At 55.4% G+C, this 19,857-nt stretch carries 15 protein-coding genes, 2 tRNA genes and 1 pseudogene; all 18 read left to right on the top strand.

Features of this window, described 5'->3' with window-relative positions; translation table 11 throughout:
• The first annotated feature begins 139 nt into the window (after positions 1-139).
• The 18 genes and pseudogenes from mfd (at position 140) to hpt (ending at position 19,796) form a co-directional block, all read left to right on the top strand.
• Positions 140-3,685 carry a transcription-repair coupling factor gene (mfd, locus tag JQC72_RS14295; protein WP_205496795.1) on the top strand — a complete coding sequence of 1,182 codons (3,546 nt, stop codon included), beginning with the start codon at positions 140-142 and terminating at the stop codon, positions 3,683-3,685.
• Positions 3,669-4,721 (top strand): peptidylprolyl isomerase, encoded by a 1,053-nt coding sequence (locus JQC72_RS14290; RefSeq protein ID WP_205496793.1) that lies wholly within the window; start codon positions 3,669-3,671, stop codon positions 4,719-4,721. The genes mfd and JQC72_RS14290 overlap by 17 nt, the downstream gene beginning before the upstream one ends.
• 235 nt (positions 4,722-4,956) lie before the next feature.
• Positions 4,957-5,137: pseudogene (locus JQC72_RS14285) on the top strand (hypothetical protein); the annotation flags it as partial.
• Between the two features lie 177 nt (positions 5,138-5,314).
• Positions 5,315-5,857 (top strand): stage V sporulation protein T, encoded by a 543-nt coding sequence (spoVT, locus tag JQC72_RS14280; protein ID WP_205496791.1) that lies wholly within the window; start codon positions 5,315-5,317, stop codon positions 5,855-5,857.
• Between the two features lie 623 nt (positions 5,858-6,480).
• The gene (locus tag JQC72_RS14275; RefSeq protein WP_205496789.1) at positions 6,481-8,097 is read left to right on the top strand and encodes a putative polysaccharide biosynthesis protein; all 1,617 of its coding nucleotides are present in this window, start codon (positions 6,481-6,483) and stop codon (positions 8,095-8,097) included.
• Between the two features lie 13 nt (positions 8,098-8,110).
• A complete protein-coding gene (gene yabN, locus JQC72_RS14270) occupies positions 8,111-9,583 on the top strand; it encodes a bifunctional methyltransferase/pyrophosphohydrolase YabN (RefSeq protein ID WP_205496787.1) in 1,473 nt (490 codons plus the stop codon).
• A 125-nt stretch (positions 9,584-9,708) separates the two neighbouring features.
• Complete coding sequence (locus JQC72_RS14265; protein ID WP_205496785.1) at positions 9,709-9,981, top strand: HU family DNA-binding protein; 273 nt, start codon at positions 9,709-9,711, stop codon at positions 9,979-9,981.
• A 1-nt stretch (position 9,982) separates the two neighbouring features.
• Positions 9,983-10,273 (top strand): RNA-binding S4 domain-containing protein, encoded by a 291-nt coding sequence (locus tag JQC72_RS14260; protein WP_205496784.1) that lies wholly within the window; start codon positions 9,983-9,985, stop codon positions 10,271-10,273.
• A 378-nt stretch (positions 10,274-10,651) separates the two neighbouring features.
• Positions 10,652-10,942, top strand: coding sequence for a sporulation protein YabP (gene yabP, locus JQC72_RS14255; RefSeq protein WP_205496781.1), 291 nt, complete (start codon positions 10,652-10,654; stop codon positions 10,940-10,942).
• On the top strand, positions 10,939-11,523 hold the full coding sequence (gene yabQ / locus JQC72_RS14250) for a spore cortex biosynthesis protein YabQ (RefSeq protein ID WP_205496779.1): 585 nt from the start codon (positions 10,939-10,941) through the stop codon (positions 11,521-11,523). The genes yabP and yabQ overlap by 4 nt, the downstream gene beginning before the upstream one ends.
• Positions 11,524-11,528: 5 nt before the next feature.
• Positions 11,529-11,903: an FtsB family cell division protein gene (locus JQC72_RS14245; protein WP_205496777.1), complete on the top strand. Its 375-nt coding sequence runs from the start codon at positions 11,529-11,531 to the stop codon at positions 11,901-11,903.
• A gap of 408 nt (positions 11,904-12,311) precedes the next feature.
• Positions 12,312-13,607 carry an exo-beta-N-acetylmuramidase NamZ family protein gene (locus tag JQC72_RS14240; RefSeq protein ID WP_205496776.1) on the top strand — a complete coding sequence of 432 codons (1,296 nt, stop codon included), beginning with the start codon at positions 12,312-12,314 and terminating at the stop codon, positions 13,605-13,607.
• Positions 13,608-13,676: 69 nt separating this feature from the next.
• A tRNA-Met gene (locus tag JQC72_RS14235) sits at positions 13,677-13,752 on the top strand.
• Positions 13,753-13,791: 39 nt separating this feature from the next.
• Positions 13,792-13,868, top strand: a tRNA-Met gene (locus JQC72_RS14230).
• A gap of 146 nt (positions 13,869-14,014) precedes the next feature.
• Positions 14,015-14,488: a ribonuclease FAU-1 family protein gene (locus tag JQC72_RS14225; RefSeq protein WP_205496774.1), complete on the top strand. Its 474-nt coding sequence runs from the start codon at positions 14,015-14,017 to the stop codon at positions 14,486-14,488.
• Positions 14,489-14,809: 321 nt separating this feature from the next.
• Complete coding sequence (gene spoIIE / locus JQC72_RS14220) at positions 14,810-17,278, top strand: stage II sporulation protein E (RefSeq protein WP_205496772.1); 2,469 nt, start codon at positions 14,810-14,812, stop codon at positions 17,276-17,278.
• Between the two features lie 520 nt (positions 17,279-17,798).
• The gene (gene tilS, locus JQC72_RS14215) at positions 17,799-19,235 is read left to right on the top strand and encodes a tRNA lysidine(34) synthetase TilS (RefSeq protein WP_205496770.1); all 1,437 of its coding nucleotides are present in this window, start codon (positions 17,799-17,801) and stop codon (positions 19,233-19,235) included.
• Positions 19,236-19,253: 18 nt separating this feature from the next.
• On the top strand, positions 19,254-19,796 hold the full coding sequence (gene hpt, locus JQC72_RS14210) for a hypoxanthine phosphoribosyltransferase (RefSeq protein WP_205496768.1): 543 nt from the start codon (positions 19,254-19,256) through the stop codon (positions 19,794-19,796).
• Positions 19,797-19,857 lie beyond the last annotated feature (61 nt).

The following is a 19,857-nucleotide window of genomic DNA, read 5'->3' as shown; positions in this document are numbered from 1 at the left end:
TGGAAAATAACGGTTTTGGCACGGGGAGAACGATGCCAAATCAGCCGATAGAAAGGAACGAACGGCCTTGGCTGCCCCAGCTAAGGCTTCTTTTGTATTGGTGAGAAAAAGGCGCTCGCAGAAAGGAGGCCGAAACGACGTGAAGCCCTTGATACACTTGTTTCGAGAGGACAAGGATTTTCAGTCCACAGTGGAAGGATTGAGAATGGGGCTGTCCGAGCAAATGGTCGCGGGACTGACGGGAACTGCACGGATGTTGTATGTGGCTTCCTTGTACCGTGAAATCGGACAGCCGGTGATGGTGGTCACGCACAACTTGAACCAGGCGCAAAAAGCGGTGGAAGACTTGTACGAGCTGTTGCCGAAAGAAGAGGTGATGTTGTATCCCGCCAACGAATTGGTCACGACGGAAATCGCGCTCGCCGGAGATGAGACGCTCGGGGAACGGGTAGATGTGTTGTCCCGTCTCTCGCGCGGATTTACCGGCGTTTTTGTCGTGCCTTTTGCCGGATTGCGCAAGCTGTTTCCGCCCCAAACCACGGTGAAGGCCAGTCACATCCGGTTGAAAGTGGGAGAGGAACGGCCGATTGACCCGTTGGTGGATCAACTGGTCAAAATCGGTTACGAACGGGTGGAAATGGTGGAGAAACCCGGTGAATTCAGCGTTCGCGGCGGGATTTTGGACGTGTATCCGGTTACATTCCAGGACCCGGTCCGCATGGAGTGGTTTGGAGACGAACTGGATTCGATTCGGCCGTTTTCCGCAGCAGATCAACGTTCCTACGACAAATGGGAAGAGGTGTTGATCCCGCCGGCCCGCGAATTGTTCGCCGATGCTGAAAGGTTGTATCAGGCGGGAGAAAAAGCGGCGGGCTTCCTGGAAGAACGTCTTTCGGCTGTCAAGGACCCCGCGCTTAAAAAGAAGCTCATAGAAGGAATCGGTTGGGAAATCGAACAGTTGAAATCGGGACAATGGTTTACCGGCATCTATAAATATATCACGCTCATCTATCCGGATTGTCAGAGTTTGCTGGACTACATGCCCAAAGACACCGTGCTGGTAATGGACGAACCGGCCCGGATCATGGAGACCGCCCGTCAGATGGAGCGGGAAGAAGGGGAATGGCAGACCGCCTTGTTGCAGCAGGGAGAGTTTCTGCCTCAGCTAAAAATTTCCCACTCTTACGAGGAATGCCTGTTTCGCGTGAAACATCCGCGGATCGCTCTGTCGTTGTTTATGCGGCAGGTGCAGGGATTCCAACCGCAAAACGTCGTACAGTTCATCTGTCGGAGCATGCAACAGTTTCACGGACAGATGCATGTGCTCAAAACGGAGTGGGAGCGGTGGCAAAAGTCCAAGTTCCGCGTCATTTTCACCGCGAGCAGCGAGGAGCGGGCGGAACGGTTGAAGCGGGTGTTGGCCGATTACGGGATGGAGCTGGAGCACGACCGTGTGGATGCACCTCCGTTTGCCGGTCGGCCCGTCGTGCGCATCACCTCTTTGCAAAACGGATTTGAATTGAGTGCGATCAAGCTGGCGGTGGTGACCGAAGGGGAGGTATTTACCCAGAAACAGCGCCGGATGCGCCGCCCCGCCAAAATGAGCCACGCCGAAAAGATCAAGGATTACCAAGAGCTCCAACCCGGCGACTATGTCGTTCACGTCAACCACGGCATCGGGCGATATGCGGGAATCGAGACGCTCAACGTGGGCGGATTGCACAAGGATTATCTCTTGATCCAATACGCCGGAAACGACAAACTGTACGTTCCGATCGATCAGATCGACCAAGTGCAGAAATATGTCGGCGCAGAGGAAAAAACGCCCAAAGTGTACAGCTTGGGTGGCAGCGAGTGGAGCAAGGTCAAAAACAAAGTACGGTCGTCCGTACAAGACATCGCCAACGATCTGATCAAACTGTACGCCAAACGGCAGGCGGCCAAAGGCTTCGCCTTTTCTCCGGACACCCCCTATCAACGGGAATTCGATGCGATGTTCCCGTATGAGGAGACGCCCGATCAGGAGCGGTCCATCCGCGAGATCAAGGCGGATATGGAAAAGCCCCAGCCGATGGACCGACTGTTGTGCGGCGATGTGGGTTACGGGAAGACGGAAGTGGCCATCCGCGCCGCGTTCAAAGCGACGATGGACGGCAAACAGGTGGCGGTGCTGGTACCCACCACCATTTTGGCGCAACAGCACTATGAGACGTTCAAGGAGCGCTTTGCCGGTTTTCCGGTGGAAATCCGCGTGCTGAGCCGGTTCCGCACGCGCAAGGAGCAAAAGGAGACGATCGAAGGCGTCAAGAACGGCACGGTTGACATCGTCATCGGTACGCATCGCCTGTTGTCCAAGGACGTGCAGTTCAAGGATCTGGGACTTTTGATCATCGACGAGGAACAGCGGTTCGGCGTCAAACACAAAGAGCGGATCAAACAGATGAAGCACAACATCGACGTACTCACGCTGACGGCCACTCCGATTCCGCGCACCCTGCACATGGCGATGATGGGGGTACGCGATTTGTCCGTCATTGAAACGCCGCCGGAAAACCGTTTCCCCGTGCAGACATATGTCCTTGAGTATTCCGCCGCATTGGTGCGGGAAGCGATCGAGCGGGAGCTGGCGCGTGACGGGCAGGTGTATTTCCTTTACAACCAAGTGCAGGGAATCGAGCAAATGGCGGAGCAAATCCGGTTATTGGTGCCGGAAGCGCGCGTGGCCGTCGCGCACGGGCAAATGCCTGAAACGGAACTGGAGCGCGTCATGCTGGATTTCCTTGACGGAGAATACGACGTGCTCGTCAGCACCACGATCATCGAGACAGGGGTGGATATCCCCAACGTCAACACGCTCATCATCTATGATGCGGACAAAATGGGCTTGTCGCAGCTCTACCAGTTGCGGGGTCGTGTCGGTCGGTCCAACCGGATCGCCTACGCCTATTTCACTTATCAGCGGGACAAGGTGCTGACCGAAACGGCAGAAAAGCGACTGCAAGCAATCAAGGAGTTTACCGAACTGGGTTCCGGTTTCAAAATCGCCATGCGGGATTTGGCGATCCGCGGTGCGGGGAATCTGTTGGGAGCTGAACAGCACGGGCATATCGCCAGTGTCGGCTTTGAATTGTACTCTCAGATGCTGAAAGAAGCGATCGCCGAATTGCAAGGCACGGAACAACAGGAGCAGCCGCTGGAGCCGCAGATCGAACTGAATGCCGACGCCTATCTGCCTTCGGATTACATTCCGGACGAGAAACAAAAGATCGAGCTGTACAAAAAGATTCGCGCCATACACACGTTGGAAGAAGCACGCGATCTCGAAGAAGAGATCGAGGACCGGTTCGGAGATTTGCCCCAACCGGTACAAACCCTGTTGCGCATCGCCCGGATCCGGGCTTACGCGTTGAAATACGGGATCGAGGAGATTCAGCAGAAGGGACAGGAAATCGCCATCCGTCTGCATCCGGATCAAAACCAGGTGGTGGATGGGCAACGCCTGTTCCGGCTGGCGCAGGAGTTTCCGGGACGCGTCCGCCTGTCGTCCGGTCAGCGGATCGGCATCATCTTCAAGACCGCGGGCCTGTCTCCGGCCGACGCGCTGGAAATGGTTGAGCGTTTTCTGATAAAATATGAAGCGGTTCCCAAAACGAAAGGAGCAATTCAAAATGCGGCGAATGAATAAAGGCCTCGCGGCCTTGTTGGTGCTTCTGCTGATGGTGTCGATCTTTGCCACGGCATGTGGAGCGGATAAAGATCAATCCACCTCCGGACAAAAACAAAATCCGGCCGGACAAGCCGCTTTCCCGCTGAAGACGGACAGCAAAAAGGTGATCGCGGAATACAACGGTGGAAAAGTGACCGAAGGCGAGTTCAATCTGTATCTGAACATTCTCGGCTTTTTTCAGCCGCAAGTCTCCATGATGATCCAAATGCCCGGCATGAAACAGGAAATCGCCAAGCAATACATCGGGGAAATGATGGTCGCCCGTCAAGTGGGGGACAGTGCGGAGTTCCAGAAAAAAGCGGATGAAACACTGAAAAAGATGGAGGAACAGGTCAAACAATCCTTGGGCAATCCCAAGGAATCCTTCGATCAGATTTTGAAGAAAGCGGGGTTTACCAAACCCCAGTTGAAGGCGTTCATCATTCGGGGGGAAAAGGTCTCCTCCTACTTTGAGAAGCAGTTGAAACCCGAGCAGTTGAAAGCCGAATACGACAAATCGGATCAGTTTTATACCGTGAAGGCCAATCACATTTTGATATCCGTTCAGGACGGCAAGCGTTCCGACGCTGATGCAAAGAAGCGGGCGCTGGAAGTAAAGCAGAAATTGGAGAAGGGCGGGGACTTTACCCAGTTGGCCAAGCAGTACTCGGATGATCCCGGCTCCAAAAATTCGGGAGGCCTCATCGAAGGCAAACCGGAGGATTTCGCCACGGAATTCGCCAATGCGGTGAAAACCCTCCCGTTGAACAAAATTAGCGACCCGGTCAAAACGATGTACGGTTACCACATCATCAAGGTGACGGAGCGGAAAAAGCAACCGTTTGACCAGGTCAAAGACGAAGTGAAACAAATGCTGGTTGAAAAGTATTACAAGGAGTACCTGAACAAAAACGTAAAGGTGTCCAAGTGGAACCTGCCGAAAGAATCGCAACCGACCGTTCCGGGATCGGGAACGACCGGCGGACAGGGTCAGCCCGCCGCCCCCAGTCAATGATGACCGCGGCTGTCGCCCGGGTTGGCTGGATTCGATGGCGGATGCAGTGAAGCAAGCATGAAATCCAAAGGGAGCCTGCAGGATTTCAACAAAATCCTGCGGGCTTTTTTTGTAGTTGTTGGAGCCGTTCGTGATTCAGGAGATCCGTTTCCCGCCCGCTCCTCTGTCGGTCGATCGGCTCGCAGGAAAACAGCCACCTCTTTCAGGGAGTGGTTTTCCCGTTGTGCGACTCTGGCTGTGGTCCAGCTTGAAGCCCAAGTTGGTGGATAACCAGTTCACTGCCGGACAGATCAATCCTGTTACGAAGAAACCGATGGCCGGGATCAACGCGGCACGAAAAGTGGCAGGGCAAGGAACCGGTTATCCTGGATCGTTCCCAGCCTGATATCGGTGTGCTGATCGATGATCTGGGCACCTCTTGCGGTTTGAAAAGTCGAATGATGCCCTATTGGAAAATACCTCCTGTATTGTTTCGTGAGGGCCTATCCGCATAATTAATTGGAAGCAGATGAATACTATGGGCGGATAGGACGTTTCAGACATTCAAGGCCTGATCCGGAAAAATCATCGACGAAAGTGAGGCATCACGACAGATGAAAGCAACCGGCATCGTCCGGCGCATCGACGATTTGGGTCGTGTGGTCATTCCAAAGGAAATTCGCCGGACGCTTCGCATTCGGGAAGGAGACCCATTGGAAATCTTTGTGGATCGTGACGGAGAAGTGATCTTGAAAAAATATTCCCCCATTGGTGAGTTGGGGGATTTTGCTCAAGAGTATGCGGAATCCTTGTTTGAAAATCTTCAACATGTCACCTTGATCTGTGATCGGGACAGCGTGATCGCCGTCGCCGGCGCCTCCAAGAAAGATTATCTGGAAAAACCGGTGGGCAGCCTGGTGGAATCCTGCATGGATCAGCGACGCACCCTTTTGGAAGCCAATCCTACCCGGGCAGAACTGATTCGTGACATGCCTGAACCATATCAATCGTACGTGGTGGCACCGATCATCGCGGGCGGGGACCCGATCGGCGCCGTGATCCTCCTGACCAAAAAAGAAGGCGTGCGCATGGGAGACCTGGAAGTGAAGATTGCGGGGACGGCCGCCGGATTTTTGGGTAAGCAGATGGAGCAATGACTTGGAGGGATATCGTTTATCCAGGCTGGGACCAAGCTGTCGCGGATGGAAGTGGGTTGGTCACCCGGATGAAGTGAGAAACCCACGGTGACATGGAGTGTCATTGGTGTCAGCCGTGTGGAGCAAGTAACGGCAGTGGATCCAACACTCTGAGCGGGCTACAGCCTGCTTTTTCTTTGCGCTTGGAATCGTATCTGACCAAGTCGTATCCGATCTGCTTGGAGCGTGCTGGCAATACCTTCCGTGATGCTTTCCCCGTTCGCTCCAACTGCGCCCTTGCAAGGAAACGGATCATGGCCGCGTGTAACCGGGGAGGATCGGACGCGGGAAAAGTGCGTCTCGCTTGGATGAAATTGTACGCGGTGAGTTCCTGCGTCCGATTGTTCGATCTGTCGGTCTTGGGTCTGTCCTCACCCGGGAAAACACTGCCCCCTTAACGGAATTGCCGGACACGTCGTAAAAAAGGTTTTGCCCGGACTTCAATGCGGTTCCGGTTCTCCGTTCGGTAGTCAGGCGGTTGGTTTCATGCTACAATATCAAAGATCCGATCGACTGCTGACAATCCCGTTGTCGGCAGTTTCGTTTTGTTGGGTGTCTGGAGGCGGACGGGAAAGGAGATCATCATGTCGCGGGGTTATTCCTTCGTCCGAGGGGCGGCCATTCTGGGTGCCGCCGCTTTCGTGTCCAAACTGCTCGGGGCATTGTACAAAGTGCCCTACCAAAACATCACGGGCAATGAGGGGTTGTTCGTCTACCAGCAGGTATATCCGTTGTACAGTACCTTGTTGTTGCTTGCCACCGCCGGATTTCCCACGGCGATATCCAAGATGGTATCCGAACGTCTGGCTGAGGGGGATCGTGATGCGGCCGGACGGATTTTCCGCGTGGCAACGGTCATCCTAAGTATGACCGGATTCTGTTTGTTTGTCTTGTTGTTTGCCGGAGCAGAAATGATCGCCGCGTGGATGGGGAGTCAACAACTGCTTACGGTCCCGATCCGGACCGTGTCGTTTGCATTGCTGGTGGTACCGGTTGTATCCGTCATCCGCGGCTATTTTCAAGGACATCAGGACATGATGCCCACGGCGGTTTCCCAGGTGATGGAACAGTTGGTGCGCGTCGCCACCATCTTGATTGCCGCGTGGTGGTTTATGACCACCGGAGCGGGTGTCGTGATGGCGGGTGCTGGGGCAATGTTTGGCGCGTTTACCGGTGCGGCGGCTGCATTGGTGTTCCTGCTGATCACGTGGAACCGACATTTGCGCGGGCAAGCCGCACACCGGGGACCCGCTCGCGATCAACGTGAAAATGAATGGCAAATTGCCCGTCAACTGTTGGAATTGTCACTGCCGATCTGCTTGGGGTCCTTGGTTTTGCCGTTATTGTCACTGACGGATTCCTTTACCGTCACCAACATTTTGTTGCATCAGGGATGGCAACCGGCAGAAGCTGTTGAGGCCAAAGGCATTTTTGACCGCGGACAACCGTTGATCCAATTTGCATCCTTTTTTGCCGGTGCATTGTCCTTGTCGCTGGTGCCGGCCATCGCCTCGGAAAGAGTTCATCGCGATGAGAAAGAAGTACGCCGTCTCTCCAATTCTGCTCTGCGGTTGACAGTGATGGTGGGTTTGCCCGCCTCCGTCGGGTTGGCGATCGTTGCCGGGCCGACCAATGTGATGTTGTATGAAGATGGAGAGGGAACGGCCGCGCTGTCCATCTTGGCTTTCGCCGCTTTGTTTTCCATGGTGAAAATGACGGCGGCCGGCGTGTTGCAGGGGTTGGGCAACGTATATGTGCCCGCGCGTAATTTGTTGATCGGTGTGGCGGTGAAAGTGGCGGCCAACTTGCTGTTGATTCCCGTCTGGGATATTCGGGGCGCCGCTTTGGCCACAGTGTTGGGTTACGGCGTGGCGGCCCAGTTGAACTTGCGAACGCTGAGACGGATGGGATATGGATGGAAATGGCGGGATGCATTGCTCCCGTTTGCCGGACCGACGGCCGTGATGAGCCTGTCGTCATGGTCCGCGATGTGGGGATTGGAGTGGATGATGGCGGGGTGGCTGCCGGAACGTCTGATGATGACGGTCGTTGCGCTGGTCTCGGTGTCCATCGGTGTGGCCGTGTACGGATTTGCTTTGATCCGCTTTGGTATCGTAAGCAGGGCGGATCTCGAAAACATGCCGAAGATCGGTCCCAAACTGATTCCGCTGGTGGAGCGGTGGCGCCGGTCTGATATGTAAAGGGGGAGTTCCTTTGCAAGGAACCATTACCATCGTCGGTTTGGGTTTCGGTGATGCATCCGCTTTGCCGATGGGGACATTGGAGGTCTTGGAGCGCGCGGATGCATTGTGGCTTCGAACAGAAGACCATCCGGTAGTCGATTGGTTGAAAGAACGTGGCCTTGGTTTCGCTACCTTCGATTCCATCTATGAAGCACACGCCGATTTTGAATCCGTCTATCGGGATATCGTCGATCGGTTGCTGGCCGAGGCCAAAGCGGGCCGTCCGGTTGTGTATGCGGTGCCTGGACACCCGATGGTGGCGGAACGGACGGTACGTCTGTTGCGGGAGGAAGCCACCCGACACAACATCCGGGTCGACGTACGCGGAGGCGCCAGTTTCCTCGACGCGGCGTTTGCCCGGCTGGGTATTGATCCGATTGACGGGTTCCTCCTCCTGGACGGGACCGATCTGTCCGCCGAACGCCTCGATCCGCGGGTGCACCAGCTGATCGCGCAGGTGTACGATCGGATGGTCGCTTCCGACATCAAGCTGACGTTGATGGAAGTCTATCCGGACGACTTTCCGGTTACGGTGGCGAGCGCGCTGGGAGTAGAGGAGAGGGAGCGGATTGAAACGGTTCCGCTGTATCAACTGGATCGCGAGGAGCGGTTCGACAACCTTACCCTGTTGTACATTCCGCCAACGGACGATGCAAGGGTACTCAACCGTCGTTTCGATACTTTGACCGACATCATCGCCCGCTTGCGCGGCCCGGGGGGTTGTCCGTGGGACCGCAAACAGACGCATCAAAGTCTGCGCAAATATCTGCTGGAAGAAGCGTATGAGTTTTTGGACGCATTGGCTGAAGAGGACCCTGACGCGATGGCGGACGAACTGGGAGACGTGCTGTTGCAGGTTGTCCTGCACGCTCAGATTGCCCGGGAGGAAGGAACATTCGACATCCGGGACGTGATAGGGAATCTCTCAGAGAAGCTGATCCGCCGCCATCCGCACGTATTTGGCGACGACTCGGCTGAAACGGCGGAGGACGTCAAGCGGAAATGGGACGAAATCAAGCAGCAGGAGCGGGCGGATCAACCGGAGTCCCGGTCCGTGTTGGACGGTGTTTCTTCCCAATTCCCCGCGCTGCTTCGTTCAATGGCATTGCAGAAACGGGCGGCCAAGGTGGGATTTGATTGGGAAACGTCCGAAGATGTTCGAGACAAGGTGATGGAAGAGCTGGACGAGCTGTTCCGGGCGGAAGACCACGCTCACCGGGAAGAAGAACTGGGTGATCTGCTGTTCGTCATCTCCGCACTGGCGCGCTTTTTCGATGTGGACCCCGAACAAGCGCTGCTCGGGGCCTGCCGCAAGTTTACCAAACGTTTTCAGTGGGTGGAAAAACGGGCAAGAGAGGACGGACGACCGCTGTCCGAGATTCCGATGGCAGAGCTGGATGCTTGGTGGGAGGAAGCCAAAGAAAAAATGCATGATGAACGATGATCCTCTGGCAAACCATTACCGTGAGCCGCCGAAATAGATGGATTTTTCCATTTATGGGGCAGGATTTTGTTTCTCCGCACAGAATGGTAAACCAGTGAGTACCCGACAAAAGGAGGTAGCGTGGAGTGAACAAGCAGGATTTGATTGCCCGCATCGCACAAAACAGCGGAATGACCAAAAAAGACGTTGAAGCGGTCATCAACCATTTTTTAAATGAAATCACGCAAGCGCTCAGCGAAGGTGAGAAGGTCCAACTGATCGGCTTCGGAACATTTGAAACGCGCAAACGTTCCGGGCGAGTGGGACGGAATCCGCAGACGGGGGCGACGATCGAAATTCCGGAATCCCAGGTGCCTGCCTTCCGTGCAGGCAGCCGGCTGAAAGAAGCCGTAAAGTAAGATGCGGCTGGATAAGTTTCTCAAGGTGTCCCGTTTGGTGAAGCGGCGGACGTTGGCCAAAGAAGTGTGCGACCAAGGCCGCGTACAGGTCAATGGCCGCCCCGCCAAAGCGGGCACCAACGTCTCCGTCGGCGACCAACTCACCATTCGCTTCGGCAAAAAACTGCTCACGGTCCGCGTTGACTCCATTGCGGAAACCTCCCGGAAATCGGAAGCCAGCCAGATGTACACGATCGTATCGGAGGAGACACTGTCGGAAACATCTTCGGACGAGACGGAAGAAGTGTCTTAGAATAGAGTCTGTTTTTTCGGTCAGGCGGTGATGTTTTCCTTGGGTGGACGAAATACTTGATCCCGATCGAGCGGAGAACCGGAACAGTGCGGGAACGATTCGCGTCCGGACGGAGTAAACCGGACGGCCATGAGCGGCTTCCCGAGGGGGCTCACCGGAAAGGGAATGCGGACGATCTGGAGCAGAGACCCCTTGGTATCGCGTCTGTCCGGCGTTGTTCGTCGGTTTTGTTCAGGGCGGCCCGCATCCTGCGAGCGCCTTGCTCCCATCCATCCGGGAGCGGGAGGGAAGAGGCGCAGCTGAATCAAGGAGGAAGCACAGCCTTGGTTCTAACATCTTGACGTCGTCCATATCATGTACCGAGAGGGGGTACATGCCATGGTCGACGAATTGTATACAGCCGCCCGTCACGAAGTGGTGCTGAGCGGGAGAAACGCTTTGGACGTGTCGGGCGTGGTCAGCGTGGAGAGTTTTGACAGCGAGGAATTCCTGTTGAATACGGAGTGCGGCTACTTGGGCATCCGCGGACAAAACCTGCACATCAAAAGTTTGGATTTGGAACAGGGCAAAGTGTCGATCGAAGGCAGCTTTTACGAAATGAGCTACCTGGATGACGGTACTACCCGCATGGAAAGAACGAAAGGTTTGTTGGGCAGGTTGTTCCGGTGAGTCTCGAAGCGCAATGGCTGACGATGGGCTGGATGACCGCATCCGGGATCATCCTCGGCGTCTTGCTGGACATCTATCGTGTGATAAAAGGCCGGTTCCGGTTCAAAGGATGGGTGGTTTCGCTCATCGACCTGTTATATTGGACAGTGGCCGCGGGCTTGGTTTTTGGCTTGCTGATGTGGAGCAATTGGGGTGTGCTCCGCTTTTATGTCTTCCTCGCTGTCATCCTCGGGGTTGTGCTTTACTATTTCTGGATGAGCCGGACGATGATCCGGCTGATCTCCTGGACGATCCGCTTGGCAGAGTGGATGATCCGCATTGTGCTCCGCACGCTGTATGTCACATTCTGGGTGCCGCTCACATACGCATGGACGGCCTTGTGCTTCACGGGGGCCTGGACGATTCGTTTGCTCCTCATGCTTCTTCGGATCATCCGGCGGATCACGATCGCCGATGTCTGGCTGATCCGTCCCTGGACCCGGTATGTCCGGCCCCGTATCATTCCTTGCCTGAATTGGGTCCGTTCGGCATGGCACCGGATAACTCGCCTGTTTTCCATAAACAGGGGGAAAGGGGGATGATGCCCATGATCCGAAAACCTGCCGCGAACAATGTTGTGACGTTTCGACCCCAGAAAACGGCACAAACTTCATCGTCCGATCGTCTCGACCACCGGCCGATTTCCCCGAAAGCGCGACGGCGTCGATTGGCGTGGTTGGCGATCATGTGCACGTTTCTCGTCTGGTTTCTCGTCGAACTGATCATCCAGACGGGACGAATTTCGGAAGCCGAAGCTGCATTGGCACAGAAGAGGGCACAAATCTCCGCACTGCAAGCGCGCCAGAAGCAACTGCGGGAACAAATCCGGCAGATGCAGACGGATACGTACATGGATGAGATGGCCAGAAAATTGGGCTATACAAAAGACGATCGGGAGGAACTTTATCTCACACCGAAATGAGCGAGGGTAATCCCGTCACGCAGAAACGGCCACATCCTTGTAAGAGCGGAGGCCGAATGTCCCGGAGCGACGAACGCTGTTGCTGCGGAGCGCAGACGGGAATCGGAGCCCTCATGGAGTTTGCCATCCAATTGTGGGAACCACGGTTCCCATGGTAAATGGGACTTTTCCCCAAAAGGGGGATGCAGAAGCTTCATCATTCGAACCGCTGCCAAACCGCGGCGGGTTTTTTTATGGAGTAAATCGGGGAGAATGACGAAGGAGTGGGACCGTTTTCTGCACCGATCATGGAAAGGTTTTGGCAATCAGCAGGATTCCCCGCATATGACGGAGAACTGTTTCGAGGAACTGCCGGGCGGAATAAGCTGAAACCACACCACCGTCTTGTTCGGAAGGGGGAGACGTGGGATGCACGTCAAACGTTGGCTGAGCATGGCCATGATCGGTTTGCTTTCCTTGGGCATGATGGGTTCTGAAGTGGCCGACGGAGCAGAATCCTTGACCAGCCATCACCGGGGTCATGTGAAAACGGGATTGGAAATCTTGTTGGAACACCCGGAATCCCTCGCCGGGAAACGCGTCGGACTGATCACCAACCCGACTGGCATGACCAGAGATTACCAACACGGATTGGATGCCATGCTGGCCAAGGGGATCCGTGTCGTGAAGGTGTATGGACCGGAGCATGGTGTCCGCGGGACGGAGCAGGCTGGTCAAACTCCCGGCTCCTTTGTAGATCCGCGAACAGGATTGCCGTTCGTCAATCTGTACGGTAAAACGCCGGATGAGATGGTCCCGTTGTTTGATGGTGTCGATGTGCTGGTGTTTGATATCCAGGATGTGGGAACCCGTTTTTACACCTACATCTATACGATGGCTTACGCCATGGAGGCGGCGGCCAAGGCAGACATCCCGTTTATCGTGCTGGACCGTCCCAATCCGATCGGCGGGGAAAAGGTGGAGGGGCCGGTGTTGGCCCCCGCATACCGTTCCTTTGTCGGTTTGTTTCCGATCCCGCTCCGCCACGGGATGACGGTGGGAGAATTGGCCCAGTTGTTCAACGGGGAATTCCTGCCTGAGGAAACGGGAGGAAAACGGGCGCGACTGACGGTGATCCGGATGAAAGGATGGACGCGCAATCAATGGTACGATCAGACAGGGCTGCCTTGGGTTCCGCCGTCCCCCAACATGCCGACACTGGATACGGCCACGGTTTATCCGGGCATGGGATTGATCGAGGGAACCAACCTGTCGGAAGGCCGGGGCACGACCCGTCCGTTCGAGTTGATCGGCGCACCTTATATCGAAGGATGGAAATTGGCGGATGCACTGAATCGGGCAAATTTGCCGGGGGTGTCGTTCAGGGAGGCGTATTTCACCCCCACGTTTTCCAAATATACGGGGAAGACGGTCGGCGGCGTGCAGGTTTACGTGGAGGATCCCCGTACGTTTGATCCGGTGTTGACCGGATTGACACTCATCCAAACAGTGAAGCAACTGTATCCCGACCAGTTTGCTTGGCGGGAAACGCAGGAACCGTACTGGATTGACAAACTGACGGGAACGGATCAGGTCCGCAAGCAAATTGACGCGGGCGTTCCCGCTCGTGAAATCGCCGCCCAATGGAAAAAGGGACTGGAATCCTTCCGGCAAATGCGGAGTAAGTATTTATTGTATCCGCCGCATGATCCAAATATTGACTGAGGAAATATCGGGATTTCATGCTTGACAAGGTTGCGGAGGGTTTATATAATAGAAGCTGTTCGCAACCGACGCGGGGTGGAGCAGTTGGTAGCTCGTCGGGCTCATAACCCGAAGGTCGCAGGTTCGAGTCCTGCCCCCGCAACCAAACATATCCCGGTAAGGGGGATCCTCTTACTGATCATGTGGCGGCGTAGCTCAGTTGGCTAGAGCGTACGGTTCATACCCGTGAGGTCGGGGGTTCGAGGCCCTCCGCCGCTACCAAATGTGGAGAGGGGAAGGCGAGGGAACGGCCCTTCATCATAAGGGCGCCATTCGCCTTTTTTTATTTATCCTGAAAGCCGGTCCGTTCCGAGGCGCGTCCGCCGGGAATCCGGGGCCGTCAAACAGCGGCTGGTGGGAGTGGTATTGTGAATGTCTCTATCAAGAAGATTAAATTCACAACAATCAACAAAACCTATACAGAAAAGGTGAGGGACTGGCGGGGACGTCACTGCTTCGCGACCCAATATCCCAACCCCGACGGCAAGCGGATTTTTCTGACGTATTATTTCGTCCGCAAGGGATACACCATCTCCAAGGTGTTTCAACGTAACGGGGAATTCATGTACTATTACTGTGACGTGATGGATATGCGGCAGGTGGGACGCACGCGGTACGTCATGGTCGACCTGTTGTTGGACGTGATCGTTTATCCTGACGGTCGCTACCATGTGATCGATATTGACGAATTTGCAACGGCGATCGAAAAAGGACAGCTCAAACGACGCCAGCAAGTGCATGCATTGCGTACCCTGGATAAAATGATCCGTCTGCAGACCCAACAGAAGTTTATTCCAACGTACCTGGCTGAAGCCACGATGTTCCCCTTGGAAGAAGGATAAGCCGTCGCTTCCTCTCGACAAACCGGTCCCTCAGCCGCTGCGGTTTTGGTATGAATTGAGAAGTTTTGTCAAAGCCAAGACATTCGTCCTCGATATCGACAAGGTGATACATAAAAATACCGCCCTCCGCCGACAAATGGCGGGGGATTGTTTTTTTCGCAAGGAAAAACGAATCGGCGTTTTCAACCGGAGCTGTGGGAAGCATGCCTTTTTCAAATGTTGTCGGAATATTTTTTTGGACAACCTTCGCATTGTGACAAACTTTCCCATCCTCGCCCCGCTATAATGGGTGGCACACGAGCCAAGAAAGGTGTGGGATGGATGCAAATGCGATGGATGGATGTGGGGATGACCTGGATGCGGCCGATCGGAAAAGCGTTTCGCTTAAGCCCCGACACCAAGCAAAAGCTTAGGCGATGGTCGCGTGTGTGGAACCTCCCACTCATGCTGATGGGCTTTCTTTTCGGACGGGCCGTGATGTTGGACGCCGTATCTCCGTTTTCCGTCGCCTATCTTGCCGTTGTCTACCAACTGTCGCGCAGGCAGTGGCCGGCCGTGGCTGTGGCACTGATGGCGGGAGCGGCAACCAGGGAACCTGTACACACGGCACAAACAGCCGCAGGACTTATTCTGTTTTTGGTGATTCAGAAGATCTTTGCCTGGGTGAAAAGGGGACAGATCAATTACGTCCCTTTTGTCGTGCTGACTACGAGCGCAGGGGTCCACCTGTTACGCTTCTGGTGGAGCGGATGGACACCGTACCAAGCGATGATGGCCGGAATCGACGTATTGCTGAGCTTCATTCTCTCGTTTATTTTCGTTCAGTCGTTGCCCTTTTTCACCGTGCGCCGAAAAAGGATGGCCCTTCGCCAAGACGAGATGATCTGCCTCGTCATATTGATCGGCTCGGTGATGACGGGAGCGATGGGATGGGCGGCAGCAGGCGTGTCGGCGGTCCATGTGTTGTCCCGGTATGTCATTCTCGTGCTGGCGCTGGTGGGTGGCGGCATGACGGGTGCGGCTGTCGGAGTGGTGAACGGGATGATTCTCAGCCTGTCCGACCCCCGTTCGCTTGGAGAGATCAGTTTGCTGGCATTCGCCGGATTGTTGGCCGGACTTTTCCGGGAAGGCAAGCGATGGGGTGTGACGGTGGGGTTCATACTGGGTACCGCCATTTTGTCACTGTATGCGGGAGGGAAATGGCATGCCTGGATTTCTCTTGCCGAGTCGGCGAGCGCGATCGTCTTGTTGTGGCTGACTCCGTCCGCCTTTTTCAAAGTGATTTCCCGTCATATCCCCGGGACGGACGAATATCAGCACTCCCAACAGGAGTATGTGCGCCGTTTGCGCGATGTGACTGCCGCCAAAGTGGATCAGTTTACCGAACTCTTCGTGGAGCTGGCCCGCAGTTTCCGGGAGGACCCCGGTTTGCAGCGGCAACAGGAGACTGCTCACTTCAGCCGTTTTCTCGGAGATGTGACGGAAAAGACATGCAAATCGTGTCACCGATACCGGCAATGCTGGGAGCGTGACATGATGAAAACGTATCAGGGAATGACCGATTTGATGGCGATGGTGGAAATGCATCCAAAAGATCGCCAGCTCCGGACACCGCGGTCGTGGAGCGAGCATTGCGTCAAAGCGGACAAGGTGTTGGCGCTGATCCAAGAGCGGTACGATTTGTATGAGCACGACCTGTATTGGCGGGAGCAGGTCCGGGAAGCACGCCGGTTGGTGTCTGAACAGTTGGAAGGCGTGGCAGGTGTGATGCGCGATTTGGCCGAAGACATCCGGCGGGAAGCACAAGTGCTCGCCGCACAAGAAGAGCAGATACAGCTGGCGCTGGAAGAATTGGGTCTTTCCATCCAGCGGGTGGAAGTGATCAGTTTGGAGGAAGGGAAGGTGGAAATAGAAGTTACACTGCCGCACGGCGATGCACTGGATGAGTGCCGGAAGCTGATCGCGCCGTTGTTGACGGAAATCATCGGTGAACCCATCGCCGTTTACCGAAAGGTCATCCAGGGCAGGACATCGGGAACTGTCGTCACGTTGGGATCGGCCCAACGCTACGAGATCAAGACCGGTGTGGCGGGCGCCGCCAAGGGGGGACACTGGTTGTCCGGCGACAGTTATTGCTACATGAATCTGGGAACAGGGAAGTATGCGGTGGCCTTGAGCGACGGTATGGGCAACGGCCAGCGCGCCCAGGAAGAGAGTCATGCAGCCCTCGGATTGCTCCGACGACTGCTGCAAGCGGGGATGGACGAGAAAAAAGCGGTGGAGACGGTCAACGCCATCTTGGGCTTGCGATCCACTGACGAGATGTTTGCCACGATCGATCTGGCGATCATCGATTTGAAAGACGCGAACACCCGGTTTTTGAAGATCGGTTCCACACCCGGCTTTATCAAACGGGGCAAAGAAGTGATCACCCTGTCGGCCGGCAATCCGCCGATCGGGATTTTGCGCAATATCGATGTGGAGCCGTTGGAAAAGCAGCTTCAACCGGGTGATCTGTTGATCATGGTGACGGACGGTGTATTGGATGCGCCGCGTCATGCGCACAACAAAGAGTTGCACCTCAAACGCCTGATCGCCGAGATTGATACCAAAGACCCGCAATCATTTGCGGACTGCCTGCTGGAACAGGTCGTACGAGGAAATGGGGGGAACATCGACGACGATATGACGGTCGTCGTGTCCAAGGTGGATCACTACACACCGGAATGGGCGACGATCCGTCTGTCCGGAGTGTCTCGTGTTGAACGCCCGCAAGCAGCGGCATTTTGAACGGCCGAATCTGGGGGGAGCGGCCGTTTGATTCCGCTGTGGGATGCGGGTACAATAAAAGGGAACGGACAATTGTAAATGCGATGCCCGGGGAGTGCCCCCGGGTTTTTGTCTAGGGCGTGTCTGGTCATTCTGTAAAGGGGCGATGTTTTCCGCGGTGAGCGACGAACCGGGGCATGGCTTGTCAATCGGTGAGGGAGCAAATACTTCCCTAGGTGAGGTGAAAAACCAAGCCCCGGCTGAGCGAAGACCCAGGAAGCGCAGAGATGAAATCGCGGCAATTTCCTCTGAGCGAAGCGTACTTTTCCCGCGTCCTGCACCCCGGATCGAAGTGCCATGATCTGTTTCCTTGCAGGGCGCAGGCGGAGCGAGCCGAAGTAGAATCGGACAGGATCACCAGACACAGCTTGGCCGTGCACTGTAACAGGTGCATCGGGTCTGCAAGCGACCATTTCGTTTGCGAAACAGGGGCGAGTGGGAGATTTTGAATTTGCGAGTCCCAGGAAGGGATGCAGGAAGGATGTTGTTGGAAACACTGAAAAAAACGGTCCAAAACCACAAACTGCTCCACCCGGGGGATCGTGTGCTGATCGGTGTGTCGGGCGGACCGGATTCACTCGCATTGTTGCACGCGCTCCATCGGTTGGCGCCGGAGTTTGAGTGGCAGGTGTTCGCCGTGCATGTGGACCATCAGCTTCGGGGGGAGGCCAGTGCCGAGGATGCCAGATTTGTTGAGCAAATTTGCGCGGAGTGGGGAATCCCGTGTCGGGTGAGTCGGGTGGATGTGGCGGGCCAATTGCGCCTGCATGGGGGCAACAAACAGGACGTGGCGCGGCGGTTGCGATATCGGGCGTACCGGCAGGCGGCAGATCACTGGGATGTGGATGCGTTGGCACTGGCGCATCACGCCGACGACCAGGTGGAGACCATTTTGATGCGCTTGTTGAGGGGAACCGGTGTCAGCGGATTGGCCGGTATGCCGTATATCCGCCAGTGGGAAGGAAGAAGGCTGATCCGGCCGCTGCTTGACGTGTATCGGGAGGAGATTGAAAAGTATTGCGCGGACCACGCGTTGTCTCCCCGTTTGGACGAAAGCAATCGTTCCGACGTATATACCCGCAACCGTGTCCGTTTGCAACTCATTCCCGAGCTTCAGCGGTATAACCCCCGCGTGAAGGAAGCACTGCTCCAACTGTCCCGTGTGGTGGGAGAGGAGGAAGACTGGTGGCGCGAACAGATGGATCGGGCTTGGGGACGGGTTGTGAGGAAAAAAGGAAAAAATGAAATCGTTTTGGATCGAAACCGTTTGTTGGATCTTCACGTTGCTTTACAAAGGAGGGTGATTAAACTAATATTAAATTGTCTTCTGGAAGAAGAAGCAAACGAGGCAACGATGGATACGGTGGAACAGATTCGTCATCTGGCGGCCCATCCCGAACCGTCGGCGCGGATCGACTTGCCCGGCCGTTTCCGGGCGGAACGTCAATACGACCTGCTCCGGATCGCGGTCGGGGATGATTCACCGGTCAAACCGTTGGCGCCCGTACGGCTCCATGTTCCGGGAGAAACAATCATTCCCGGTTTGGGCGGACGGTTTGTCTGTCGTGTTACGGCCAAACGCCTTGATGCCAAACATTTACGCGGGATTTGGGCAGTATTTGATGCGGATGCGCTTACATTTCCGCTCTGGGTTCGCACGCGCAGACCCGGCGATCGCATCCGACCGATCGGATTGAACGGCACGACCAAAGTGAAGGACCTGTTGATCTCCGCCAAAATTCCCAGGAGGGAACGTGACCGTCTGCCCATGGTACTCCATGGGGAGACGATCGTTTGGATTCCGGGCGTTCGCCGATCGGATTGGGCACCGGTGGCCCCAGACACCCGTCATTTTTTGTATCTGGAATGGTTGACGGACGGAATGCCTGAACGGTTGCCTCATCAGCAGCATACATAGGATGATTGGGAGGTTATCATGCACGAGGATATCCAAGAAATCCTGTATACCGAAGAAGAGATCAAAACCAAAGTGAAAGAATTGGGACGTCGCCTGTCCGAGGATTACAGGGGTCTGAATCCGCTCTGTATCTGTGTGCTCAAAGGTGCGGCCCCGTTCATGACCGATCTGGTCCGCAGCATGGACATTCCGCTCGAGATGGACTTCATGGCGGTCTCCAGCTACGGCGCATCGACGAAATCGTCGGGCGTGGTTCGCATCATCAAGGATCTGGACGCCTCCGTGGAAGGCCGGCACGTGATCATTGTGGAAGACATCATCGACAGCGGATTGACCTTGAGTCACCTGATCGATTTGTTGCGTCACCGCAACGCCGCCTCGATCAAAGTGGTCACGCTGCTCGACAAACCGGGGCGCAGAACGGTGGATTTACAGCCGGATTATTGCGGGTTCACGATTCCCGACGCCTTCGTGGTGGGATACGGCCTGGACTATGCGGAGAAATATCGGAATCTGCCGTACATCGGGATTCTGAAGGAACAGGTGTACCAGCAACAGTAGGTTGTGACAGGTCGTCGCCCTGTGGTAAAATGATGTAAGTGGCATTGAGAGGAGGTCAAGG

It is taken from the genome of Polycladomyces zharkentensis, from assembly GCF_016938855.1.
Lineage (GTDB): Bacteria > Bacillota > Bacilli > Thermoactinomycetales > JIR-001 > Polycladomyces > Polycladomyces zharkentensis.
This window is presented reverse-complemented; position numbering and strand designations above follow the sequence as displayed.

What these genes read in the sequence shown, in the direction of transcription:
- JQC72_RS14290 (WP_205496793.1), top strand. Translation starts at nt 3,669, where the DNA reads ATGCGGCGAATGAATAAAGGCCTCGCGGCCTTGTTGGTGCTTCTGCTG.
- spoVT (WP_205496791.1), top strand. Translation starts at nt 5,315, where the DNA reads ATGAAAGCAACCGGCATCGTCCGGCGCATCGACGATTTGGGTCGTGTG.
- JQC72_RS14275 (WP_205496789.1), top strand. Translation starts at nt 6,481, where the DNA reads ATGTCGCGGGGTTATTCCTTCGTCCGAGGGGCGGCCATTCTGGGTGCC.
- JQC72_RS14260 (WP_205496784.1), top strand. Translation starts at nt 9,983, where the DNA reads ATGCGGCTGGATAAGTTTCTCAAGGTGTCCCGTTTGGTGAAGCGGCGG.
- yabP (WP_205496781.1), top strand. Translation starts at nt 10,652, where the DNA reads ATGGTCGACGAATTGTATACAGCCGCCCGTCACGAAGTGGTGCTGAGC.
- JQC72_RS14245 (WP_205496777.1), top strand. Translation starts at nt 11,529, where the DNA reads ATGATCCGAAAACCTGCCGCGAACAATGTTGTGACGTTTCGACCCCAG.
- JQC72_RS14240 (WP_205496776.1), top strand. Translation starts at nt 12,312, where the DNA reads ATGCACGTCAAACGTTGGCTGAGCATGGCCATGATCGGTTTGCTTTCC.
- spoIIE (WP_205496772.1), top strand. Translation starts at nt 14,810, where the DNA reads ATGCAAATGCGATGGATGGATGTGGGGATGACCTGGATGCGGCCGATC.
- tilS (WP_205496770.1), top strand. Translation starts at nt 17,799, where the DNA reads ATGTTGTTGGAAACACTGAAAAAAACGGTCCAAAACCACAAACTGCTC.
- hpt (WP_205496768.1), top strand. Translation starts at nt 19,254, where the DNA reads ATGCACGAGGATATCCAAGAAATCCTGTATACCGAAGAAGAGATCAAA.